Annotated in this window: 16 protein-coding genes; 4 read left to right on the top strand and 12 right to left on the bottom strand. The window is 74.5% G+C overall.

The window, feature by feature from the left end; genetic code table 11:
• Positions 1-217 precede the first annotated feature (217 nt).
• Positions 218-3820, top strand: a complete 3603-nt coding sequence (locus ABRQ22_RS02120) for a S8 family serine peptidase (protein ID WP_353708409.1) — start codon at positions 218-220, stop codon at positions 3818-3820.
• Between the two features lie 102 nt (positions 3821-3922).
• Positions 3923-4612, top strand: a complete 690-nt coding sequence (locus ABRQ22_RS02115; protein ID WP_353708408.1) for a DUF4241 domain-containing protein — start codon at positions 3923-3925, stop codon at positions 4610-4612.
• A 104-nt stretch (positions 4613-4716) separates the two neighbouring features.
• Here the strand turns inward: ABRQ22_RS02115 and ABRQ22_RS02110 are convergent, their stop codons facing one another.
• From ABRQ22_RS02110 to ABRQ22_RS02070, 9 genes are all read right to left on the bottom strand, one after another.
• Positions 4717-6135: a nucleotide pyrophosphatase/phosphodiesterase family protein gene (locus ABRQ22_RS02110; protein WP_353708407.1), complete on the bottom strand. Its 1419-nt coding sequence runs from the start codon at positions 6133-6135 to the stop codon at positions 4717-4719.
• Positions 6132-7439 carry a metabolite traffic protein EboE gene (gene eboE, locus ABRQ22_RS02105; protein WP_353708406.1) on the bottom strand — a complete coding sequence of 436 codons (1308 nt, stop codon included), beginning with the start codon at positions 7437-7439 and terminating at the stop codon, positions 6132-6134. Before eboE ends, ABRQ22_RS02110 begins: the two co-directional genes overlap by 4 nt.
• A 28-nt stretch (positions 7440-7467) precedes the next feature.
• Positions 7468-8346 carry a TatD family hydrolase gene (locus ABRQ22_RS02100; RefSeq protein WP_353708405.1) on the bottom strand — a complete coding sequence of 293 codons (879 nt, stop codon included), beginning with the start codon at positions 8344-8346 and terminating at the stop codon, positions 7468-7470.
• Positions 8346-9047 carry an EboA domain-containing protein gene (locus ABRQ22_RS02095; RefSeq protein WP_253053843.1) on the bottom strand — a complete coding sequence of 234 codons (702 nt, stop codon included), beginning with the start codon at positions 9045-9047 and terminating at the stop codon, positions 8346-8348. Before ABRQ22_RS02095 ends, ABRQ22_RS02100 begins: the two co-directional genes overlap by 1 nt.
• Positions 9044-9994: a sugar phosphate isomerase/epimerase family protein gene (locus tag ABRQ22_RS02090; RefSeq protein ID WP_353708404.1), complete on the bottom strand. Its 951-nt coding sequence runs from the start codon at positions 9992-9994 to the stop codon at positions 9044-9046. Before ABRQ22_RS02090 ends, ABRQ22_RS02095 begins: the two co-directional genes overlap by 4 nt.
• Complete coding sequence (locus tag ABRQ22_RS02085; protein ID WP_353708403.1) at positions 9991-10908, bottom strand: SCO3242 family prenyltransferase; 918 nt, start codon at positions 10906-10908, stop codon at positions 9991-9993. The genes ABRQ22_RS02090 and ABRQ22_RS02085 overlap by 4 nt, the downstream gene beginning before the upstream one ends.
• Positions 10905-12143: an inositol-3-phosphate synthase gene (locus tag ABRQ22_RS02080; RefSeq protein ID WP_353708402.1), complete on the bottom strand. Its 1239-nt coding sequence runs from the start codon at positions 12141-12143 to the stop codon at positions 10905-10907. Before ABRQ22_RS02080 ends, ABRQ22_RS02085 begins: the two co-directional genes overlap by 4 nt.
• 290 nt (positions 12144-12433) lie before the next feature.
• Complete coding sequence (locus ABRQ22_RS02075) at positions 12434-13894, bottom strand: hypothetical protein (protein WP_353708401.1); 1461 nt, start codon at positions 13892-13894, stop codon at positions 12434-12436.
• Between the two features lie 69 nt (positions 13895-13963).
• Positions 13964-14515: a sigma-70 family RNA polymerase sigma factor gene (locus ABRQ22_RS02070; protein ID WP_205206527.1), complete on the bottom strand. Its 552-nt coding sequence runs from the start codon at positions 14513-14515 to the stop codon at positions 13964-13966.
• A gap of 140 nt (positions 14516-14655) precedes the next feature.
• Between ABRQ22_RS02070 and ABRQ22_RS02065 the strand changes: the two genes are divergently transcribed.
• Complete coding sequence (locus ABRQ22_RS02065; RefSeq protein WP_353708400.1) at positions 14656-16497, top strand: DUF4012 domain-containing protein; 1842 nt, start codon at positions 14656-14658, stop codon at positions 16495-16497.
• A gap of 291 nt (positions 16498-16788) precedes the next feature.
• On the top strand, positions 16789-17829 hold the full coding sequence (locus ABRQ22_RS02060; RefSeq protein ID WP_353708399.1) for a hypothetical protein: 1041 nt from the start codon (positions 16789-16791) through the stop codon (positions 17827-17829).
• 98 nt (positions 17830-17927) lie between these two features.
• Here the strand turns inward: ABRQ22_RS02060 and ABRQ22_RS02055 are convergent, their stop codons facing one another.
• From ABRQ22_RS02055 to ABRQ22_RS02045, 3 genes are all read right to left on the bottom strand, one after another.
• Positions 17928-18548 carry a hypothetical protein gene (locus tag ABRQ22_RS02055; RefSeq protein WP_353708398.1) on the bottom strand — a complete coding sequence of 207 codons (621 nt, stop codon included), beginning with the start codon at positions 18546-18548 and terminating at the stop codon, positions 17928-17930.
• Positions 18549-18751: 203 nt separating this feature from the next.
• Positions 18752-21424, bottom strand: a complete 2673-nt coding sequence (locus tag ABRQ22_RS02050) for a glycosyl hydrolase family 18 protein (RefSeq protein ID WP_353708397.1) — start codon at positions 21422-21424, stop codon at positions 18752-18754.
• Between the two features lie 287 nt (positions 21425-21711).
• Complete coding sequence (locus ABRQ22_RS02045; RefSeq protein WP_353708396.1) at positions 21712-23643, bottom strand: glycosyl hydrolase family 18 protein; 1932 nt, start codon at positions 23641-23643, stop codon at positions 21712-21714.
• Positions 23644-23671: the final 28 nt, after the last annotated feature.

Raw genomic sequence — 23671 nt, 5'->3', positions numbered from 1 at the left:
CCGCCCGCATCGTAGAGCGTGCCGGCCACGTTGTCTCCGGGCGCCGTGCCCGAGTGCGGGCGCCCGTCGCTGGGCAGTTCGGGCGGTCGTTGGTTACCGTGCTCGGGTGGTCTGTGTCCCACCCGGGCGAGACCGCAGGGAAGGACCCATCCACGAACCCTTCGCCGAACCGGCTCTGCCGGGGAGATGAGTGTCGATGAAGCACCGTTCTCTACCCGTGTCACTGACCGCTGCCGCCGCGAGCCTCGCCGTCGTCGCCGCGGCCGCCGCGCCTGCTGTCGCGGACCCGCCGCCCGACCCCGGGGACTCCCTCGGCGTGCAGTCGGGCGCGTCCCTCGCCCCGACCGACAAGGTCGCCCCGTCCCTCGCGAAGGCGACCGGCACCGTCACCGCGTTCGTCGAGCTCGACGCGCCGTCGGCGGTCGACCTCGCCGCGCAGGGCGCGAGCCCCCAGGAGGTCGAGGCCAACGCGCAGGAGGTCGCACAGCTCGCGGACGACGTCGTCCCGCAGCAGGCGACCGCCCGCAGCGCCGGCGCGCGGAACCCGCAGCAGGTGTCGGTGACGAGCACGCTCGTCGCGGGCGTCGTCGTGACGGGCGACGCGGCCCGGGTGCGCGACCTCGCGCGCGACGCCTCGGTGGTCACGGTCTACCGGATCATCCCCAAGAAGCCCGCGAATAAGGGCACGGACGTGTTCACGCGGGCGCTCGAGACGTGGCAGAGCACGGGCCTCACCGGCGAGGGCGTGCGCATCGGCATCATCGACACCGGCATCGACTACACGCACAAGGCGTTCGGCGGCCCCGGCACGCAGGAGGCGTTCGACGAGGCCTACGGCGACCGCGGCACCGGCCCGGTCCCCGAGGGGACCTACGACGAGCTGAAGTTCCTCGGCGGCCACGACTTCGCGGGGTACGACTACGACGCGAGCGGCACCGTCCCCGGCACGACGCTCGTGCCGACGCCCGACGAGAACCCCATCGACTCGCTCGACTCGGTCGGCTCGGGCCACGGCTCGCACGTGGCCGGCACGACCGCGGCCTACGGCGTCACCGCCGACGGCGAGACGTTCGACGGCGACTACTCGACGCTCACGGACATCTCCGACTGGCAGGTCGGCCCGGGCTCCGCGCCCGAGGCGGGCCTGTACGCGCTCAAGGTGTTCGGCGACCTCGGCGGCTCGACCGGCGTCGTCGTCGACGCGCTCGAGTGGGCGGCCGACCCGAACGGCGACGGCGACCTCTCCGACCGCCTCGACATCGTCAACCTCTCCCTCGGCTCCGACGGCTCCCCCGCGGACGACCCGGAGAACCTCTTCATCGACCAGCTCTCCCGCCTCGGGACGCTGTCCGTCATCGCGTCGGGCAACGCCGGCGACGTGACGGACGTCGGCGGCTCCCCCGGCAACGCGCGCACCGCCCTCACGGTCGCCAACTCGGTCGGCGACACCCAGACGTTCGACGCCGTGCGCGTCGACGCCCCCGAGGCGCTCGCGGGCGAGTACCCCGCCCAGAACTCGGTGGACTACGCGGGCGGGGCGGACGTGACCGCGCCGGTCGCGTTCCTCGGGGGCGACGTCGACGGCTGCCAGGCGTTCACGCCCGAGCAGGCCGCGGCCGTCGCGGGCAAGATCGCGTTCCTCTCCTGGGACGACAACGACGCGACGCGCGCGTGCGGCAGCGCCGCACGGTTCAACAACGCGCAGGCCGCGGGCGCCGTCGGCGTGCTGCTCTCCTCCGAGCTCTCGTCGTTCGTCGCGGGCATCGCGGGCAACGCCGGCATCCCCGGCGCCCAGCTCACCGGCCCGAGCCACGACGCGCTGCGCCCCGCGATCGAGGCCGGCCAGGTCACGATGACCATCGGCCCGTCGCTCGCGCTGTCGTCGTTCGTCTCGATCCCGGAGATCGGCGACACGCTCAACAGCGGGTCGTCGCGCGGGGTGCACGGCTCGCTGGGCGTCGCCAAGCCCGACGTCGCGGCCCCCGGCACGGGGATCGCCTCCGTCGCGTCCGGTCACCTGGACGGCGCGAGCATCAAGTCCGGCACGTCCATGGCCACCCCGCACGTCGCCGGCATCGCGGCGCTCGTCAAGGAGGCCCACCCGGGCTGGGCGCCGGCCGAGGTCAAGGCGTCGGTCATGAACACCGCGACGCACGACGTCTTCACCGGGCCGTCGGGCACGGGCACCGCCTACGGACCCGAGCGCGTGGGCTCCGGCCGCGTCGACGCCGTCGACGCGGTCGCGAACACGACCCTCGCCTACGCGTCGCAGGACTCCGACCAGGTGTCCGTGGCGTTCGGCGTCGTGCCGGTCGGCCAGGACACCGTGACCGTGCGCAAGACCGTGACCGTGCAGAACACGGGCGACGCCCCGAAGACGTACGCGACGAGCTTCGCCCAGTCCAGCACGGCGGGCGGGGCGACCGTGTCGGTCGCCCCGGCGTCCGTCACCGTCCCCGCGGGGCAGCGCACGGTCGTCACCGTGACGCTGACCGCGGACCCGGCGACGCTCGCCAAGGAGCTCGACCCGACGTCGTCGGCCGACTCCGGCGTCGGCGTGCCGCGCGACTTCGTGTCGTCCGTCAGCGGCCGCGTCGTCCTCACCCCTACCGACGGCGGCGCCGCGCTGCGCGTCCCCGTCCAGGCGTCGCCGAAGCTCGTGAGCGACCTCTCCGGCACGGCCGTCGCCTTCCCGGGCTCGGCCACCACCGCCGACCTCGACCTCGACGGCCGCGGCGTGGCCTCGGGCGGCTGGTTCTCGCTCGTCGCTCCGTTCGAGCTCAAGACGACGAGCCCGCGCCTCGAGGCGGACGCGGCGGTCGGCGCCTCGGCGTCGGCCATCGCGGCGGCCGACGTGCGCGCGGTCGGCTTCACGTCGACGGCGCCGCAGGTCGCGGCGGACGGCGGCGACCCCGCGGACGGCGTCATCGGCATCGGCGTCGCGGTCGACGGGGAGTGGGCGAGCCTCGGCTCGGTCTCGATCCCGGCGGTCGAGGTCGACGTCGACTCCGACGGCACGGCCGACTTCGAGGTCGCGGCGATCAAGTACAACAGCGAGACGGACCTCACCCTCGCGGCGACGTTCACGCTCAAGGACTGGACCGCGCCGGACGGCACGGAGTACGAGGCCGGGGACAACGTCGACCTCCAGCCGATCAACTCGGTGTGGGGGAACGTCGACACCTCGGTGTTCGACAACAACGTCGTCGTCATCCCGGTCGGCATCGGGTCGCTCGGGATCGAGGAGGGCGACGTGCCGACCTTCCAGGTCCTCACGTACTCGCCCTACTCGCAGGCCGCCGACCAGCTCGTCGACGCGACCGAGACGTTCACGGGCGACCCGTACGACCCCGCCTACTGGTTCGACGGCGGCGACCAGCTCCTGTACGTCGGGGCCGACGACACGTCGATCCCGGTGCACCGCTCCCAGGCCGCGGTCGAGGCGGGCAGCGGCAAGCTCCTGCTGCTGCACCTGCACAACGCGACGGCGACCAAGCGCTGGCAGACCGTGGACGTCACGACGTCCGCCGTCGTCGACGCGACGGTCACGGCCGAGGCGCGCTGCCTCGGCGGCAAGGCGCACGTCGCGGTCCGCGTGCTCAACGAGTCGGGTGCGACGGCCGACGTCGTGGTGACGACCCCGTACGGCGAGAAGACGTTCCCGAACGTCAAGAACGGCAAGAACGCCTACCAGTCGTTCTCGTCGCGCTCCGCGTCGTTCGACGCCGGCTCGGTGACCGCGACCCTCACCACCGACGTCGACGGCGAGGAGGTCACGACGACCTACGACGCCGACTACGAGGCGCTGAGCTGCTCGTAGCCGCGCGCCGCACCGCGAGGGCCGTCACCCGTCCGGGTGGCGGCCCTCGCCGCGTCAGGGGCCGAGCGGGCCCGAGCCGGCGGCGGCGGCTACGCTCGCGGCGTGAGCGACTTCCCCACCCCTGACACGTTCTTCGCCCTGCGCCCCGGCCCCGCCGCGGGGACGGGGCCCGCCGGGAGCCCCGGTCTGCGCCTCACCGTGCACGACCTGGGCGAGCTCGTCCTGCCGAGCGGCCGGCTCGAGGCGTCCGACCCGTTCACGCTGCTCGGCGAGGGTCTCGTCGTGCAGGTGGAGCCGGGCCGCTACCCCGTGCGCGTCACGGTGGCGGACGTCTCCGACGAGCAGGACGGGTCCCACCTGCGCGAGGCGTACCTGAGCGTCGTCCTCGCCGACGGCGAGGTGGCGGCCGTCGAGCCGGTCGTCCCGGAGGGTGCCGACGGGCCGCCCGAGGCCGGCGCGGCGTACGGCGTGCCGGTCGACGCCGGGACGGTCGCGTTCGCCGACGCGGACGCCGTCGCCCGGCTCATGCCCGACGGCGACTGGTACGACGAGGTGTTCGACGACGGCACGGACACGAGCTGGTTCGCGCTCACGGACTCGCCGGACCACCTGCGCGAGGGGTCGGCGAACATCCTGCTCCCGGGCGCGCAGGACGGCGAGAACGTCGTGCTCTCCCACTCGGGCTGGGGCGACGGCTTCTACCCGCTCGTGCGCACCGTCGCCGCCGACGGCACGGTCCTCGGCCTGCACCTGGACCTCCTCGTCGCCCTCCCGGACGACGACGAGGACTGACGGTTGCGCCGAGCCCGGGACCGCTCCTCAGCGGCGACCGTCGCTGAGGAGGGATCCCGGGTTCGGCGTCGTGGCGCGGGGACGGCCGGCCCGAGGGCTGCGGGTCAGACGCGGGCTCCGAGCCCCTGCAGCTCCAGGACCAGGCCCTTGATCGCGGCTGCCGGGATCTGTCCGCTCCCGCTCTCCACGACGCCCGCGACGGACGCCGGCACCACGGCGTCGGAGCACAGCACGAGCGGGGTGTCGGCCGACGAGTCGGGCAGCCGGCCGTGCGAGCCCTTCACGTACGACGCGTCGAGCGGGACGGTGCTCATGGCGTACCGCAGCCCGACCTTCTTCTTCACGAGGTTGAGCCCCGCCTTCGCCTTCGCGAGCTTGTCCGCGGGGTCGAAGAACAGCTCGGCGGGGTCGTAGCCGGGCTTGCGGTGGATGTCGACGCCGCGCGCGTACTCGGGCGCGCGCGCGTCGTCGAGCCAGAAGTAGTACGTGAACCAGGCCCCGGGCTCCGCGACGACGACGAGGTCGCCGGAGCGCTCGTGGTCGAGCCCGTACCGGGCCTGTGCGTCGCGGTCGAGAACCTCGTCGACCCCGGGGATCCCCCGCAGCAGGTCGGTGACGCGTCGCTGGAGCGCGGGGTCGTGCTGGTCGCCGAGGTAGACGTGCGCGACCTGGTGGTCCGCGACCGCGAACGCGCGCGACGTCCACGGGTCGAGCTGCTCCTTGCCGTCCTGCACGTAGACCTCGAGCAGGCCCTCGCGGCGCAGGATGCGGTTGAGGTGCACGGGCCGGTCGGCGTCCGCGATGCCGTACTCCGAGACCACGAGGACGGTCACGCCCTGGTTCGCGGCGTCGTCGAGCAGGGGCGCGAGCGTCGCGTCGAGCTCCGCCGCGGCGGCGTCGGCCTGCGGGGACGTCGGCCCGAACCGCTGCAGGTCGTAGTCGAGGTGCGGGACGTACGCCATCGTGAGGTCCGGCGCGTGCGTGCGCAGCACGTGCCGCGTCGCGTCGACGATCCACCGGGACGAGGAGATGTCCGCAGTCGGGCCCCAGTACGTGAACAGGGGGAACTCGCCGAACCGGCCGACGAGGTCGTCGTGCAGCGCCGGGGGGCGCACGTACGCGTCCGGGGACTTGCGGCCGTCGGCGTGGTAGATCGGGCGCGGCGTGACGGTGACGTCCGTCGTCATGCCCATGGCGTACCACCAGCAAACGTTCGCCGACGAATACTCGCGGCTGGCCCGGCGCGCGGCCTCCCACAGCTTCTCGCCCTCGACGAGCCGGGAGTGCTGGCGCCACAGGTACACGTCGCCGAGCTCGCGGAAGTACCACCCGTTCCCGACGATCCCGTGCTCCGCCGGGCTGAGCCCGGTCGTCATCGTGGCCTGGACGCTGCACGTCACGGCGGGCAGCACGGTCGCGAGCTCGGACTGCCAGCCGCTCGCGGCGAGCTGGCGCAGGCGCGGCATGTGCGCGAGCGCGGTCGAGGTGAGCCCGACGACGTCGAGCAGCAGCACGGGCTTCATGCGGTCCTCCTGGTGAAGTGAGTCTCGTGGCCGAGCCCGAGGTTGCTCGCGGTCGAGTCCGGGGTTGCTCTCGTTGTCGGCGTCTTTCCGGGAGCAACCTCGTGCTCGGCGGTGAGGTGGGTGGTGGCCCAGCGGAGCTCGGCCGCGATGCCGGCGACGAGCGAGGCCGTGGCCGCTCCCTCCGGGAGCACCGACCACGTGTAGGTCTCGACGTCGAGGTGGGCCTCGTCGCCGTGCGGGGCCGCCCGCACCGCGTCGACCGCGTCGCGCAGGACGTCGGTCGTCGCGGCGAGCGGCGCCGCGGGCTCGTGGTGCAGCGGCACGTGGAAGTGCACGCGCCACGGCCCCTCCCCCGGCAGCGGGTGCCCGACGGCGTCCCCCGCCCCGGTCCCGGGCCCGTCACCGAGGGCGTCGGGCAGGTCGTCGACCGCGAGCACGTCGCCCGCCGCCGTGAGCTCGCGCACCTGGTGGATGTAGCGCTTCTCGGCGAACGCGCCGACGGCGGCGCGCGCGGCCGGGTCGGACGGGTCGTCCACGTGCAGCGCCGCCGACGCCTGCACCTTGACGACGCGCAGCCCGGCGTCCGTGATGCGTCGCACCGTGGCCGCCGTCCCCGCGCGCCGGTCGGCGAACGACACCGCGAGGTGGCACGTGTCAAGGCACACCCCGACGTGCTCGGAGTCGATCCGGCTCTCGTCCGGCACGCCTCCAGCACCCAGCGGCCCCGTGCGCGCCGCGAGCCAGGCCACGACGTCGTCCACCGTGTCGAGCACGCACCCCGGCTCCGGCTCGACCGCGACGCGCACGGTCTTGCCCGTCCGTTCCCGCAGGTCGCGCAGGCCGGCACCGAGGGCGACGAACGCGCGCGTCGCGGCGTCGTCGTCGGCCGCGGACCACGGTTCGCGCCACGCGAGCGGGAGCGTCGAGATCGAGCCCGCGGCACCGTCGGGCAGCAGGTCGGCCAGCACCTCGGCGCACTCGAGCGTGTACGCGAGCCGCTCGGGCTGCGCCCACGTCGGCGTGTACACGTCGAGCTTGACGACGTCCGCGTGGAACCCGCCGTACGGGAACGCGTTGAGCGTGTGGACCTGGAGGCCCTGCTCGTCGAGGACGGCGCGCAGCCAGGCGCGGTCGGCCGGCGAGCCGGCGAGCCGGTGCGCGAGCGTCGCGGGCATCCAGAGGCCGACCCCGAGGACGTCGAGGCCCGCGGCCGCGCGGACGGGGCCCGCGTAGGTCACGAGCTGCTCGACGACCCCGTCGAGGTCCTCGGCCGGGTGGACGTTGGTGCAGTACGACAACAGCATGGTGGTGGTGCCCTTCCGAGACGGCCCGCTACGCCCGCGCGCCGCGCAGCACGGACGAGCCCTCGAACTCGACGCCCGGCGTCGGCAGGTCGCCCTCGACGAAGCCCGGCACCGGGTCGAGCACGAGGTTGCCGGACTGGCCGTAGAACTCGACGGGGTTGCGCCACAGCACCTTGTCGACGTCGTCCTCGGTGAACCCCGCCGCGAGCATCGCCCGCCCGGTCTTGAGCGTCTTGAGCGGGTCGGACCGGCCCCAGTCCGCCGCGGAGTTGACGATCATCCGGTCCGTGCCGTGCTCCTGGAGGATCGCGACCATGCGGTCCTCGTCCATCTTGGTGTCCGGGTAGATGGAGAACCCGGCCCACGCCCCCGCGTCGAGCACGAGCGCCACGTTCGTCTCGTTGAGGTGGTCGACGAGCACGTGCTCCGACGGCACGCCGGACTCGCGCACGACGTCGAGCGTGCGACGCGTGCCCGAGAGCTTGTCGCGGTGCGGCGTGTGCACGAGGACGGGCAGGTCCACGTCGCGCGCCATCTGGAGCTGGCGGGAGAACACCTCGTCCTCCTCGGGCGTCATCGAGTCGTACCCGACCTCGCCGACCGCCACGACGCCGTCCTTGAGCAGGTAGCGCGGGATCTCGTGGAGCACCTCGCGGCACCGCGGGTCGTTCGCCTCCTTGGGGTTGAGCGCGATCGTCGCGTGGTGGCGGATGCCGAACTGCGCCGCCCGGAACCGCTCCCAGCCCAGCAGGGCGTCGAAGTAGTCGAGGAACGACCCCACGTTCGTGCGCGGCTGCCCGAGCCAGAACGCCGGCTCCACGAGCGCGCGCACGCCCGCGGCGTACAGGGCCTCGTAGTCGTCCGTCGTGCGGCTGGTCATGTGGATGTGGGGGTCGAAGATGCGCATCAGGCGGTCCTCCCGGTGGTGACGTCAGGGGCGAGGCGGGCGACGTCGTCGGGCACGACGCGTCCCGCGGCGCGGCGCTCGGCGGCGAAGTCGCGCGCCATGCGGGCGAGCTCGTCGTCCGCGCGGTCGTCGAGACCGGCGACGGCGTCGAGGCTCACGCCCATGAACACGAGCTTGAGGACGGCGTGGCGCCACGCGTGCTGGTCGAGGTGCGCGGCCGCGAACGGCCCGACCGCCGCGGCGACGAGGCTCTGGTCGTTGGTGCGCAGCGCGTCGGCGGCGAGGTCGCGCCCGACGGCGACGACCGACGGCGCCGCGTCGCCCGCGAGCGCCCCTCGCGCGGTGAGCGCGTCGAGCCCGCGCAGCACCCCGCGCCGCTCGGCGGTGTCGCCGTGCTGGTAGAGGTCGGCGAGGCGGGCCGCGAGGGACGCGTCGCCGTCGGCGCCGCGCCCGAGCGCCTCGGCGAGCGCGACGACGATCGCGGCGCGCGCCTCGTCGTCGACCGTCCCGTGGACGACGCCGGCGGGGTCGGCGTCCGGGCGCACCGGCGCCCGGCCGACCTTGCGGCCGGCGAGCGCGAACGCGCGCGACACGGTCGCGGGGTCCTGCGCGACGTCGGCGCGCGCCTCGGCGAGCCAGCGCTCGCCCTCGGTGGTCGCGCCGTCCTGGGCCGCGGGGGCCGCGGGGGCTGGCTCGGTCATGGCACCTCCTGGGGGTGGTCGGAGACGGGTGGTTCCTGGTCGGGCGCGTGCACCGCGGGGCGTCGGTCCCACGCCTCTTTCAGCGCTGTCATGCTGCGGCGCGCGAGGCCGGGAGCGTCGTACGAGTGGCGAGGCAGCTCGACCGCGGCGACGCCGGTGTAGCCGACCTCGGCGAGGGTCGCGAGCACGAGCGGCAGGTCGATCTCGCCCTCGCCGAAGGGGCGGTGCTCGTGGTGCGTGCGCGGCATGTCGTCGAGCTGCACGTTCGCGAGGTAGGGCGCGGCGGCGCGCAGCGCACCCACCACGCCGTCGGGCTCGACGACGAGGCAGTGCCCGACGTCCACCGTCACGCCGAGGTCCGCGAGGTCCCCGGTGTCGCCCCCGAGGTCGTCGCGCAGCCGCAGCGCGTCGCGCACGGTCTCGACGAGCATCCCGGGCTCGGGCTCGAGCGAGAGCCGCACGCCGTGCTCGCGAGCGTGCTCGACCAGGCCGGGCAGGCGGTCGCGCAGGAGCGACCAGCCCGCGGCCGGGGACGCGCCGTCGGGCAGGACGCCGGAGAAGAAGGACACGCACTCGGCGTCGAGCACGGCCGCGATCTCGACCGCGCGACGCAGGAAGCGCAGCCGGGCGTCGGCCTCGGCGTCGACGAGCGTGGGCCGGTGCTTGCGGTACGGGTCGAGAAGGAACCGCGTGCCCGTCTCGACGACGACCCGCATCCCCGCGCCGCCGTGCATCGCGGCGAGGCGGTCGCGCAGCGCCTCGACCTCCGCGCGCCACCCGTCCGCGAAGGGGTCCAGGTGCGGGAACCCGAGGGTGAGCGCGACCGCGCCGTAGCCCTCGTGCTCCAGCACGTCGAGCGTGACGTCGAGCGGGTGGTCCGTGAAGCCGTTGGTGCCGTAGCCGAGCGTGAACGGCGCGCCCCGCCCGGAGTCCTCGCGCCCGCTCACGTCTCGCTCATCTCGGCGCGTCCGCGCCCGGCCCGGCGCAGCAGGCGACCCGCGACCTCGACGCCCGCGAGCACGCCCACCGACGCGAGGCTGCCGCCGCGCGCCGCCCAGGCCGCCTGGAGCGGGAGCATCGCCCGGATCCCGGCCTTCGTCGCCGCGAACGCGTTGCTCGCCGACGGCGTGATCGCGGCGTCGACCTGACGCGGCAGCGCGGTCGCGAGGTACGCGCCCGCCGCCACGGCGCCCGCGACGGCCGTCGCCGCACGCGTCGCACGGCCGGGGCCGGTCCCGCGACCGCGGCGCAGCGCCCCCACGCCGACGACCGCGCCGCCCACCGCGGTGGCCGCCGCCACCCCGGTGGCGAGGGACGACGTCGTGCCGTGCACCTCGCCGCGGGACACGAACGTCACGCCCGCGGTGTGCACCGCCATCCCCGCCGCGGCGGGCAGCGCGGCACGCAGGTGCCCGACGCCCGCACCCAGCAGGACGTCGAGACCACGGCACGCGGCCATGACGACGGGACCCACCGCGTGCTCCTTGGCGACCGTGTCGTAGGTCCAGACGCTCGCGGCGAGCGGGACGGCGACCGCGAGCGCCCGCGGTCCCCCGCCCGCGGCGGCGAGCCCCACGCCCGCGGCCGTGAGACCCACCGCGACCCGGAGCGCGCGGCCCTCGGAGATGCGCCCGGACGGGATCGGCCGCTCGGGCCGCTCCACCGCGTCCAGCTCGCGGTCCGCGTAGTCGTTGAGCGCCATGCCTCCGGCGTAGAGGCACGCGGACGCGAGCGGGAGCAGCGCACGGCGCGGCGTGAGCGGGTGACCGGCGGCGGCGGCGCCCGCGAGGGTGTCACCGACCACCGAGAGGACCGCGGGGGCGCGGACGAGGTCCAGGTGGTCGTGGAGGGAGCCGGTCACGGCCGGTCGGCCGGTGCGGCGCCGACGCGAGCAGCCGCCTCGCGGACCCAGTCCGCGAGCGCGACGGTCTGCGCCGCGAAGTCGTGCACGTCGCTCGCCCACGGGTCCTTGAAGAAGAACCCGAGCTCCGCGACCGGTCCCGCGTACCCCGCGGCGTCGGCGAGCGCGAGCAGGCGCGCGAGGTCGAGCACGAGCGGCGCGGCGAGCATCGAGTCGTAGGCGGACCACGTGGTCTGCAGCGTGAGGCGCGAGCCGAGGAAGCCCTCGACGTGCACGTGGTCCCACGCGACCTTGATGTCGCCGAGGTCCGGCACGTTGTCGATGTGCAGCGGCGTGACCTGGCTGCCCGTGAGGTCCTGCAGTCCGCGCGACTTGGAGACGAGCTTGCTCTGCACGGCCTCGGGGTCGGCCAGGGTGGCGCCGTCGCCGCCGCCGAGCAGGTTGGCGCCGGCCCAGGACAGGACACGCAGGCCGCGCGCCGCGAAGGCGGGCGCCAGGATCGTGCGCAGCCACGTCTGGCCGGTCTTGCCGTCCTGGCCCGCGACCGGGACGCCGCGCTCGGCGGCGAGCTCGAGGAGCACCGGCAGGTGCATGCTCGCCGACGGCGTGAACTCCGCGAACGGGGCGCCCGCGAGCAGGGCCGCGTACGCGGTCACGGAGCTCGGCGGGAGCACGGCGCGCTCCGGGTCCGCGAGCGCGACGCGCAGGAGCTCCCGGTCGGAGAGCTCGGGGGCCGGCTCGGGCAGCGGCTCGGTCGACACGAGGTCGACCACGACGACGCGGGCGAGGCCGTGGCGCTCGCGGAAGTCGACGATGTCCGCGGCCAGGCGCTCCGCGGCGGCCTGCTGGGACTCGCGCGGGACCCCCTCGGCGGGGTGGGCGGAGTAGCCGGGCCGGACCTCGGCGTCGGCCCGCTCCAGCGCGGCGTGCGCCGCGGTGAGCAGGCGCGGCGCGATCATCCCGGCCTCGACGAGCAGCTCGGCGCGCTTGACCATCGAGACGTCGGAGATGTCGTGGCCGCCGACGACGAGGTCGCCGAACGACGGGAGCGGCGCCGACGCGAAGGGCTCGGAGACCGTGACGCACCCCGTGGGCGCGGCACGCCCGTCCGCGATGGCGGCGAGGCCGAGGGCCGCGGTGGTCGCGACGGAGCCGCGGGCGCCGACGAGCCAGAGCCCCGTGCGCGCGTCCGGAGCAGGGCGGTCTGACGAGCCGTCAGAAGCGAAGTGGTGCATCGTTGCTCCCGTTCCCGTCGGCGGACGCCGGAGCGCCGCCGAGCACGACGACGATGGCCTCCCTGCCATCGTCGGACCGCACGCCCGGGTGAGGGCGTGTGACCGCTCTCCGACCCGGTGGGCGCCTGGTCTGCTGCGACCCTAGCCACACTTTTGTCGAGGGTCAATCAAAAGCGTGCCTACTTTCGCGGAGCACGACGCTTGCACGATGCAAAAGCGCACGCCGGGGACGACCCGACGGTCGGCATCGCGCGGACACCGGCCGCCGGGTCGTCCCCGGCGAGGTGGGCTCAGCCCGCGGGAGAGAAGTCGAGCCGGTCGTCCACGACGGCCACGACGGACCACACGTTGCCGTCGGCGTCGGAGAGCTCGTAGGCGGGCAGGAGCACCGCCGCGCCGTCGGGCTGGTACTGCACCGCGTGCCCCAGGCGCGCGTCCGTGATCGTCACGTCCGTGACGGGCCACGCGAACCGGGCGCCCTCGCCGACCGTGGGCGGCACGGTCGGCGCCTCCGGCTCGGCGGGCGCGATCTCGGGCACGGCCTGCGCGGTGCCGTCCTCCCGCGCGAAGGCGATCATGCCTCCCCCGCCGAACCGCGGGTCGCCCAGGCGGTCCACGGCCTCCGCCGGGCTCACCACGTCGTACGCGCCGATCGCGACGCGCGGCGCCAGGCTCCCGTAGAGGGACGCGAGGCCGTCCCCGGAGTACGTCGCGCTCCACTGCGTCCCCGTGCGCCGCCCCTCGACGACCTCGTACGCGGTCGCGGTGGTCGCCCGCGGCGCGCCCTGGTCGGCGGGCTGCTCCTCCGCGACGACCTCGTACCCCGCCGGGTCCAGGCCGAGCGTCCCGAGCAGGTCGCGCAACCGCTCGACCGCGTCCGCACCGCTCGGCGGCGCACCGTGGTCCCGCTCCTCGCACGCGCCCGGCTCGGCGGACGGGCCGTCCGGCTCGTCCGCACCGTCGGCCGGCAGCGGCGTGACGGCCACGCAGCCCCACGGGTCCTTCGTCGGGTCGTTGTAGCTCACGCTCGCGAGGCCGTCGGGCTGCAGCGAGACGGTCGGCCCCGTCCAGTCCGCCGACCCCACGACGTAGGAGCCGTACTCCTCGCGCACCTCGCCCGAGACGCCGAGGACGTCCGCGACGCGCCGTGCGGTCTCCTGCGAGAACACGCCCGCGGCGTCGTACGCCCATGCGTCCGCGCTCGTCCCCTGCGTCGAGAGGCCGTCCTGGTGGAACACCGTGCGCCCGCCCCAGGCGCCGGGGTAGGCCATGTCCGCCGAGGCCCGTGCGTCGGACGAGAACGCCTGCCCCGACGCGGCGGCGTCGGGAACGAGGCCCGACTCCTCCTGGGCCGCGCCCGCGCCCCCCAGCCGGAGCGGCGCGAGCGCCGTCGACTCCACGGCCGAGTCCCCCGCGGGCGACGCTCCCACCGCTCCGGCACCGAGCGCGTAGCCGCCCGCCCCGATGACGAGCGCCCCCGCCACCACCGCGGCGACCTGGAGCGGGGCCCGCCGACGCAGGCGTCGCGCACGGCGCTCGGCGAGCTCGTCGACGAGCGTCGCCGTCGGGCCGTTCGGCCCGGACAGCGGCTCGCCGGTCACCGCCGAGCGGTCGCCGAACGCCTCGGGGACGCGGTCGCGGACCGCGGCCTCCAGGGCGCCGGTGTCCGGTGCGGCGCTCGCCGCCGGGTCGGCGGCGCGCAGGCGCTCCAGGTCGACGTCGTCGGGCTGGTCGGGGGTGTGGCTGGTCATGTCGCCCTCCAGGTACTGCGGGTCCGCGCCGCGGGGGCGCGGCCGGTCGGGTCTACCCGTGATGTGTGCTCAGGCGCCCGACTCTTGCGCGAGGGCCGACTGCTCCGCCCACGCGGTGCGCAGCCGCGCCCGCGCCCGCGAGAGCGCCGCGTCGGCTCCCCCGCGCGACGTGCCGAGGACCGCCGCCAGGCCGTCGCCGCCCAGGCCCTCCCAGGCGTGCAGGAGGAGGATGCGCCGGTCGCGGACCGACAGCGCGCCCAGGGCGCGCCGCACCTCGTCGTCCTGCACGACGACGTGCTCGACGTCCGCGCCCTCGTCGCCCCGGTCGGGCACCTCGGCCACCGGCACCGCCCGCGCCTTGCGCCGGTGGTTGGCCAGGACGAAGCCCGCGGTGCGGTAGAGCCACGGGAGCTCGGCGCCGTCGGGCACGTCCTCGCGGCGCCGCCAGGCCGTCGCGAGGACCTCGGCCGTGAGGTCGTCGGCGTCCGGCCCGACGGAGCCGGCCGCGCTCGGCAGCCGGCGGCGGAAGTAGCGGTAGAGCGGCGTCGCGTGCGCGGCGAAGAGCGCGGCGAACCAGGCCTCGTCGTGGACGGCGGCGTCGGCTGCCTCGTCGGTCGTCACGGCGGCTCCTCGTCGGCGGGTCGGGGCTGTCAACCGCTCTGTGTCCCGGGGAGCCGGTTCCTTGCACGGCACGTCCTTCACCCGAACCTCACCCGCGACGGCACCGATCCTGCCACCGCGCAGCACCTACGCTGTGGGGCATGACGAGGACGGAGCCGGTCGACCTGCCGCCCCGCCACACGGGCGGCCGACGACGGCGGCACTGGGCGTCGTGGCTGGGCTGGGCGCTGATCCTCCTCGCCGTGCTCCTGGTGGTCTGCGTCGCGCTGCTCGCCCGCGACGCCCTCGCCGCGCGCGACGCGCTGACCCGCGCGCTCGACGAGGTCCCCGCGGCCGAGGAGGCGCTGCGCGCGGGCGACGTCGAGACCGCGGAGGCGGCCCTGGAGCGGGTCCAGCCCTTCACCGCGACCGCGCGCGCGAGCACCGACGGCCCGCTGTGGTCCCTGGCCGCGCACCTCCCCGTGTACGGGCAGGACGTCCGCGCGTTCTCCGCCGCGGCGGCGACCGTGGACGACCTGGCCGCGACCGTGCTGCCGGCGCTCACGCAGGCTCTCGGGGCCGTCGAGGGCGACAGCCTGACCGTCGCGGACGGGCGCGTCGACCTGGCCCCGCTCGCCGCTGCCGCTCCCGCCGTCGCCCGCGCCGCGGACGCGTTCGACGACATCGACGCGCGCCTCGCGGCCGTCGAGCCCGACGCCCTGCACCAGGAGATCGCGGAGCCGTACGCGACGCTCGTCGCCCGGACCGACGACCTGCGCCCCGTCGTGCGCACCGCCGACCGCGTCACCGCGCTCGGCCCGGCCATGCTCGGCGCCGACGGCCCGCGCCGGTACCTCGTGGTCGCGCTCAACAACGCGGAGCTGCGCGCGGGCGGCGGCATCCCCGGGGCGCTCGCGGTCCTCACGGTCGACGGCGGCGCGGTCTCCCTGGAGCGCCAGGCCTCGACGGCCGACGTCCCGCCGTTCGCCGAGCCCGTCCTCCCGCTGGACGCCGGGGTCGAGCAGCTCTTCACGGACCGCGTGGGCCGGTACGTGCAGGACACCCCGCTCACGCCCGACTTCCCCACGACCGCGGAGCTCACGGCAGCCATGTGGGAGCAGGCCCAGGGCGAGACGGTGGACGGCGTGGCCGCGATCGACCCCGTCGCGCTGTCGTACCTGCTGGAGGCCACCGGGGCGGTCCAGGTGCCGTTCGGGGACGAGACCGTCGCGCTCGACGCGGGCAACGTCGTCCAGGTCCTCCTCTCGGACGCCTACGTCGAGCTGGAGCCCGGGGAGCAGACGGACGCGTTCTTCGCCTCCGTCGCGTCGACCGTCCTCGGGACGTTCCTCGCCGGGGGCGCGGACCCCGCGCTCGCCCGCGACGCGCTCGCACGCGGCGCGGACGAGCACCGCGTGCTCCTCTGGTCCGCGCACCCCGACGAGCAGGACCGCCTGGCGGGCACGGTCGTCGCGGGCGACATCGACACCGCGGACCGCGCGGAGGGCTCCGTCGGCGTGTTCCTCAACGACGCCACGGGCGGCAAGATGAGCTACTACCTCGGCACGGACGTCCGGCTCACCGGCAGCGTGTGCACCGACGGCGGACGGGTCGACACGTTCAGCGCCGCGCTCACGTCCACCGCGCCGGCCGACGCCGGGACGAGCCTGCCGTGGTACGTGACCGGCGGCGGCATCTCGGGCGTCACCCCGGGGAACGTCCGCACGGTGGTCGTCCTCTACCCGCCGCGGGGCGGAGAGGTCGGCACCGTCCGGGTGGGCGGGGCACCGACGGGGGCGCTCGTCGCGGAGGTGGGGGGACGGCGCGCGGCCTCGCTCCCCGTCGAGCTCGCGCCGGGTCAGAGCACGGCGGTCTCCTTCACCGTGACGACGCCGGGCGACGCCCCTGACCACCCCGGCGCCGACGGCACGATCGACGTGTGGACGACCCCGACGGTGTCGGCGCCCGGCCTCGAGGTGGTGCCGGTCGCCGCGTGCGGGTGAACCCTCGCGACGCCCTCCCGAACCTGCCGGCCCCGCCCCCGGGACGGGCGGACGGACGCGCGGTCTCCCGCCGAGGATGACGCCGAGGATCACGGCACGATAACGATGGTCCTGACGGGCACATTTCACCCGGACGACCGTCCAGTTCAGGGTCCGATCCTCGCTATCCTGGGCGCCTGTCGCTCGACCCGTGCCATCGGTCCGTGGCGCACGATGCATCACGGACCGCACTCCGGGGCTCTCTGTGTACCGGAACACCACAATCCCTGAACCGAGACGGGTGAAGAAGCCATGCGTACCTCGAAGGGTCTGCGCAGCACGGGACGGGCGGTGCTCGTCGGAGCGCTCTCCGCGGTCGCCGCGCTCCTGACCGTCCCCGTCGTCGCGACGACCGCGAGCGCTGCTACCACCGACCCCGAGACGTACGTCCCGGAGATCACCGTGGCCTCGCCGGTGTGCGACGGCGACGTGCCCTACCTCGACTACGTCTTCGAGCTCCCCGAGAACTACGAGAACGACGAGACGAACCCGCTCACGATCACCTGGGTCAACCCGGACGGCGAGGACGTCGTCCAGTCCGGCCTGGCGCTCTCGGGCCGCGTCCTGTGGCCGGGCGCCGAGGTCGACGGCGCGGGCAACCCCGTCGACTGGCCCGGCTGGAGCCTCGTGGACGGCGAGTGGGTCGTCGGCGACGAGTTCGACTGGGTCCGCGCGGGCGTGACGGTGGTCTTCGAGGTCAACCCGACGGCCGAGACCGTCGTGGCCTACCCGCCGTCGACGCCGGAGTGCGCGACGAACCCGCCCGGCACCCCGGAGCCGACGATCAAGGTCGACGTGCTCACGCCCGTGTGCGTCGAGGGCGTGTCCTACCTCGACTACGGGGTCTCGGTCACCGGCACGCCGAACACGACGGCGACCCTCACGTGGCACAACCCCGACGGCGAGGACGAGGTCATGGCCGACCTCCCCCTCAGCGGACGGGTGCTGTGGCCCGGCGCGTATCCCGAGCGCTTCGTCGACCTGCCGGCCGACGAGGGCTGGGAGCTCGTGAACAACATGTGGATCAACACCGCGACCCACGGCTGGGCCACGGGCACCGTGGACGTGACGTTCGCCGTGAACCCCGAGGTGACCGTCCCGGTGACCTACCCGCAGGACACGAGCAACTGCTTCCCGGGCGTGACGCCGGTCGACAACCCCGTCGCCGGGAGCCAGAACCCGACGCTCGCGGAGACCGGCGCGACGGTCGGCCTGTACGCGGCGATCGCGGCCGGGCTCGCCGTGGTCGGCGCGGCGATCGTCCTGCTGACGCGCCGGACCCGCAAGGGCTGACGGGCACCGCACGCACGACGAAGGCCTCGCACCCGGAAGGGTGCGAGGCCTTCGTGCATCGCCGGTCGCGACGAGACGACCCGTCGGGGGCGGGTCCGTCAGGCGGCCGCCCAGGCACCGGCCGCCAGGCGCGACTCCAGGCCCTCGAAGGCCCAGCGGTCGACGACGAGCACCGCGCCGCCCGGAGCGTCGGGGACGTACCACTGGAGCTGCTCGACGGTGCGCACCTCGGCCCCGGAGGGGTCGACGCACGAGAGCGTCCAGCGCGCGAGCGTGGCGGCCGTCCCCGCGACCTCGACGTCCGACTCGACCGCCTCCCCCACCGCGCGGGCCGCGAGCTGGTCGGTGCCCGGGCAGGTCGCGCCGTCGGGCACGTGGGCGGCGGCGGGGTCGACGCCGTCGAGGCCCGCGCCGGTGAGGATCTCGAAGGCGGGGCAGACCGCGTCGTCGGGGCACCCGCCCGAGCGGACCTGCGTGACGCCGTCGGCGGGCTGGAGCACGGACCAGTACTCGGCGGCCGGGAGCTGGAGGGGGCCGACCGGGACCTTGCTCTCGTCGGCGTGGGCGCCGTGCGCGCCGTGGTCCTCGGCCGTCGCCGGGCCCGAGCCTCCGTCGGCGGTCGCGTCGGGCTCGGAGCCCCCCGAGCAGCCGGCGAGGAGCAGGCCGCCGAACGCGACGGCCGCGAGGGAGAGGGAGAGACGGGTCGTTCGATGCTGCACGTGCACGTTGGTCGCCTTTCACGGTCGGAGGTCCCCGCAGCCCACTGGGGGGAGCTGCGGAGACCTCGTCGGTCTTGTCACGCTAGCGAGCGCGACCACGGGTCGAGATGCGTGAGACCCACACGATGGCGGCTCGCGGGTACGGGATTCCCCGTACCCGCGAGCCGTCGCGGCGGGACCTCGTCAGGGACGCCGGCAGTGCGTCAGCACGCGCCGCCGTCGGCCCACGGACCCCACGCCGAGGCGCCGGGGGTGTCGTTCTGGGTCCAGTAGCGCGCCGTCCACACGTGACCGCCGTGGCTCACGACCGCGCCGACGGTGTAGACCGTGCCCGCGACCCAGGCCGCGGCGGTGCACTCGCCCGTGCCGGTGCCGGGGCCGCCCGGCCCCCCGCCGCTCCCGGAGCCCGGGAGGTCGACGACGGTGACGCCGCGCGGGTGGTCGTACGTCGTGGCGTAGTCCACGCCGTCGACCGTGACGATCACGTTGGAGAACTGGGCGGCCGGCATCGACCACTTGAGCTGGTTCGTGATCGAGCCGCCCGCCGGGATGCCCCCCGTCGGGACCGTGAACTGCACGGTGTGGAAGTCGCCGTCGAGGCCGCCGACGTTGTCCCCCGTGTGGCCCTTCGCGGTGACCGTGGTCTTGAAGCCGCTCCAGTCGCTCATCTCGCCCGGGTCGGTCGTGCCGTACTGGAACGAGATCGTCGCGCCCGCCGGGATGTCCTTCGCGCCGTTGTTGGCGAAGACGACCTTGGGCGAGATCGGGTAGTTGTTGTCGCCGAGCGCGAACTCCGTGTACCGGATGTCGACGTCGAGCGCCTGCGTCGGCATCGTCCGGTCGGCGTTCGCCTTCGACGCGCCGTACGGCGTCGTGGCCGAGAGCTTGCTGTGCATGAGGTCGACGAGCGTGCTGCCGATCTCGTACTGGCCCTTCGCCTGGTCGTAGCCGAAGTCGCCCGCGAGCTCCCAGATCATCAGGCCGCCGAGGCCGGTGTTCGCGACGTAGTCCGCCTTGGCCGCGATCGCCTCGGTCGAGTCACCGGAGAGGAACGTCTTCGTCTGCGCGTTCCACCACCACTCGTTCTTCGTGACCGGGTCGAAGTGGCGCTCGTACGTGCCCTGGATCGTGTCCGTGACGCCGTACGAGGAGACGTAGTCGCCCGTCACGCCCTTCTCGAGGTTGAGCACGTGCCACATCGGGTTGACGCCGGCCGGGACCGCGTTGCCCTGCGGGTCGCTGTCGTACCAGAGGTTGTCGATGCCCTCCGCGCCGTAGCCGCACTTGTTGTTCGTGCCCGCCGGGCAGAGGAACCCGGCCGGCGCCTTCGCGGTGCCGCCCATGCCGTACGTGCCGCCCTGGACGCCCTGGAAGCCGCGCGTGTAGAACGGCACGCCCAGGTTGATGCGGCCGGCCTGCATGGCGCCGCGGAAGTAGTGCGAGGCCCAGTCGCCGTTGAGGTAGCCGATGCCCTTGTACGCGCTGTACACGCCGCCGGCCGCGAGCTCGGGGTCCTTGCCGTCGTCGAACAGGGCGCCGTTGCCGCCCACGTACTCGTTCCAGGCGCCGTGCAGGTCGTACGTCATCATGTTCACGTAGTCCGTGTACTGCGTGACCTGGTAGACCTCCATGCCGCGCAGCAGCCAGCCCGACGACGGCGTCGCGGTCGTCAGCATGTAGTACTCGCCGTCCTGCGCGCCCGCCGCGTCGAGCTTCTCGCGCAGGGTCTTCATGAGGTTCACGTAGCCCTGGAAGAGCTGCCCGCGGCGCTTGTCGGAGATCTGGAAGTCGTCCGGGTTGCCGGCCTGGTTGTTGGACGTCGGGTACTCGTAGTCGATGTCGATGCCGTCGAACCCGTACTGGCGGACGAAGTCGACGACCGAGTCCGCGAAGGTGTCGATGCGCGCCTGCGACTCCGTCATCGTGTAGAAGCCGCCGGACGCGACGCGCTTCCCGCTCGCGTCGAAGTAGCCGCCCGTCTCGGCCCAGCCGCCCACGGCCGGGATGACCTTGACGCCCGGGTGGGCCTTCTTGTACTTCGCCAGCAGGTTGAAGTGGCCCGTGTAGTCGAGCGCCGGGTCCATCTCCGCACCCGCGACGCCCGGCCACGTCATGTCCGTCGCCGCGTTGCCGGCCGCGCCCGCGTTCACGGAGACCTTGTCGTTGCCGTCGATGTGCGCGAACGCGTAGTTGATGTGGGAGAGCTTGTCCCAGGGGATGTCGCTCGCGAGGTAGCGCGGCTGGCCGTTCGTGCCGGTCCGCCAGCTCGAGAAGTAACCGATGACGCGGCGGTCGAGCCCGTTCGGCAGCTTCTCCCGACCGCTCTCGTCGTACACGTCGCAGTAGGGCGTCTTGACGCCCGGCGTCTGCGCCATGCCGTCAGGACGGCACTTCTCGTCCGGGTTCGCGGCGGGGTCGGTCGTCGGCTCCGTCGTGGGGTCGGTGGTCGGGTCCGTCGTGGGGTCGGTGGTCGGGTCCGTCGTGGGGTCGGTGGTCGGGTCCGTCGTCGGGTCGGTCGTCGGGTCCGTGGTCGGGTCCGACGTCGGCTCCTCGGTCGGGGTGTCGCCGCACGCGCCGAGCGACTCCCAGGGGCCGTACGCCTCCGCGCCCGGGACGTTGTTCTGCGTCCACCACTTCGCCCGGTAGTTCTGGCCGCCGTACGAGACGGTCGCGCCGCCCACGTAGGCGGGGGTCGCGGACCAGGGGTCCGCGCACGCCGTGGCCGTGGCGGCGGCGAGGGGGGTCGTGGCCTGCGCGGCCGCGGCACCGGCGAGGCCGGTGGCCAGCACGGCGAGCGTCGTGACGGCCGCGACGACCTGTGGCCGGCGTCCGGGAGCGCGGGGGGCGCGCGCCCGAGGGGTCAGGGACAACCGCATGGGGTACCTCGATCTGCTGGGTCGGTGCGCACGACGCCGGACGGCGTCGCGTCGGGCACGGTCGCCGGGGGGAGGGCGACCGACGGGTGAAGGGTTGCTGAGGGGTGCCGAGCGGGACCCGTCACGACGGCGGTCGACGACGGAGGCGTTCGGTGACGCGGCGAGGGGAGGGTGCACGGGCGGGTGCACGGGACTCGTCACCGCACCCGCCGTCGACCACGTCGTGGACGGGGCCCCGCTCGGCGGCGCCGGTCGCTCGTGGCGACCGGCGCCGTCAGGGGTGGGCGTCAGCAGGCGCCCAGCGACTCCCAGGGGCCGTACTGCTCCGCGCCCGGGACGTTGTTCTGCGTCCACCACTTCGCGCGGTAGCTCTGGCCCTGGTAGGAGACCGTCGCGCCACCGGTGTAGACCGCGCTCGACGACCAGGCGGGCGCCGTGCACGTGCCCGGGTCGGTCGGGTCCGTGGGGTCGGTCGGGTCCGTAGGGTCGGTCGGGTCGGTCGGGTCCGTCGCGCCGCACGTGCCGGTCGCCTCCCACGGGCCGCCCGCGCTCGGGCGGTCACCCTGGGTCCACCACTTCGCGCGGTAGTTCTTCCCCTCGAACGACACCGTCGCGCCGCCCGTGTACACCGCGGTCGACGACCACGCGGCCAGGCAGTCCGTCGGGTCCGTCGGGTCCGTGGGGTCGGTCGGGTCGGTCGGGTCCGTGGGGTCGGTCGGGTCGGTCGGGTCCGCCACGCCGTCGACCGGACCGGCCGGGAGCGCACGGATCTTGTCCGTGAACCCGCCGAGCAGCGTGCCGTCGTGGTTGCCGGAGAGGTCCCACCACATGCCGCCACCGAGGTTCAGGCGGTCGATGTACTCCGCCTTGGCGGCGACGGACCGCGCGTTGTCGTAGCCCCACCACTGGTCGCCGTCGTAGCGCCAGGCCGAGACCGTCGCCGGGTCGTAGTAGTCCTGGCCCCGAGTGCGGAGCTTGTCGTAGTCCTCGTTGCCCGCCTCCCAGGTGCCCGGTGCGGCCCCGTTCGCCGCCGACCACGGGGCCGAGGACGTGACGCCCTTCCAGCCGCGACCGTACATGGCCATGCCGAGGCCGAGCTGGCTCGGGTCGACGCCGCCGCGCAGGTACTCCTGCACCGCCTTGTCGGCGCTGAACTGGCGGTTGGCCGCCCGCGGGTCGGCGGGGTCGTCGTACAGGTTGGCCTGGGGGCCGGCGAGCGCGGGGTCCCACGCGCCGTGCAGGTCGTAGCCCTGGACGTTGCCGTAGTCGAGGTACTCGAAGATCGCCGGGTCGTTCCAGCCGCCCGCCGCGATGTCGTCCGGGTTGGCCGGGAGGAACGCCGAGAGCAGGTAGTGCTTGCCCGTCTGCGCGCCGTACGCGTCGAGCTGCTTGCGGAACTCGGCGAGCAGCAGCTTGAAGTTCGCGCGGTCGTTGACGGTGTCGACGTAGTTGCCGACCTCGCCGTTGTTCGAGCCGGGCCACTCCCAGTCGATGTCGATGCCGTCGAACACACCGGCGGCGGCGCCGGCCCCGCCGCGGCCGTCGATCACCGGGAGGTTGCCCTTGATGTAGATGTCGATGCACGACGACACGAACTTCTCGCGCGACGCCTGCGTCGCGGCAGCCCGCGAGAAGTTCTTGGACCAGGTCCAGCCACCGATGGAGATGAGGGCGCGGAGCTGCGGGTTCTTCGCCTTGAGCTGCTTGAGCTGGTTGAACGAGCCGGCGAGCGGCTGGTCCCACGTGTCGGCGACGCCGGCCACGGAGTTCGCGGCGGTGTAGCCCATGCCGAAGTCCGCCCACGCGTCACCGGCGCCGTCGGAGCCGTTGGGCCCCGTGCCCTGCGCCTTGTTCGCGATGAAGCACGTGAGGTTCTGGTAGTGGATGTTGCCGAACGAGTAGTTGATGTGCGTGAGGTCCTGGGCAGCGCCGGAGTCCTGGACCTTCTTGAGCTGGAAGTTGCGGCCGTACACGCCCCACTGCGTGAAGTAGCCGACGTTCCGGTAGCCGTTCACGTCGCTGTCGCCCGGGTGGGAGACGGCGGCGGGTGCGACCTCGGCGGCCTGGGCCGGTGCGACTCCCGCGAGGAGTCCGCCGACGAGCGCCGCAGCGGTCGCGAGCGCCGCGACGCGTGCGCCGCGACGGCGCCCGGGTCGGGGTGGTCGGGTGAAGAGGGACACGTCCATGGGTCCTGCCTCGCTGCTGGTGCGGTGGGCCACGCTGCCGTCCTCCGGAGTCGTCGTCGCC

Source organism: Cellulosimicrobium sp. ES-005 (genome assembly GCF_040448685.1).
GTDB lineage: Bacteria > Actinomycetota > Actinomycetes > Actinomycetales > Cellulomonadaceae > Cellulosimicrobium > Cellulosimicrobium cellulans_G.
The sequence above is the reverse complement of the archived record's forward strand: the minus strand, read 5'-3'. Positions and strand labels throughout refer to the sequence as shown.

What these genes read in the sequence shown, in the direction of transcription:
- ABRQ22_RS02110 (WP_353708407.1), bottom strand. Translation starts at nt 6,135, where the DNA reads ATGAAGCCCGTGCTGCTGCTCGACGTCGTCGGGCTCACCTCGACCGCG.
- eboE (WP_353708406.1), bottom strand. Translation starts at nt 7,439, where the DNA reads ATGCTGTTGTCGTACTGCACCAACGTCCACCCGGCCGAGGACCTCGAC.
- ABRQ22_RS02100 (WP_353708405.1), bottom strand. Translation starts at nt 8,346, where the DNA reads ATGCGCATCTTCGACCCCCACATCCACATGACCAGCCGCACGACGGAC.
- ABRQ22_RS02095 (WP_253053843.1), bottom strand. Translation starts at nt 9,047, where the DNA reads ATGACCGAGCCAGCCCCCGCGGCCCCCGCGGCCCAGGACGGCGCGACC.
- ABRQ22_RS02080 (WP_353708402.1), bottom strand. Translation starts at nt 12,143, where the DNA reads ATGCACCACTTCGCTTCTGACGGCTCGTCAGACCGCCCTGCTCCGGAC.
- ABRQ22_RS02075 (WP_353708401.1), bottom strand. Translation starts at nt 13,894, where the DNA reads ATGACCAGCCACACCCCCGACCAGCCCGACGACGTCGACCTGGAGCGC.
- ABRQ22_RS02065 (WP_353708400.1), top strand. Translation starts at nt 14,656, where the DNA reads ATGACGAGGACGGAGCCGGTCGACCTGCCGCCCCGCCACACGGGCGGC.
- ABRQ22_RS02060 (WP_353708399.1), top strand. Translation starts at nt 16,789, where the DNA reads ATGCGTACCTCGAAGGGTCTGCGCAGCACGGGACGGGCGGTGCTCGTC.
- ABRQ22_RS02050 (WP_353708397.1), bottom strand. Translation starts at nt 21,424, where the DNA reads ATGCGGTTGTCCCTGACCCCTCGGGCGCGCGCCCCCCGCGCTCCCGGA.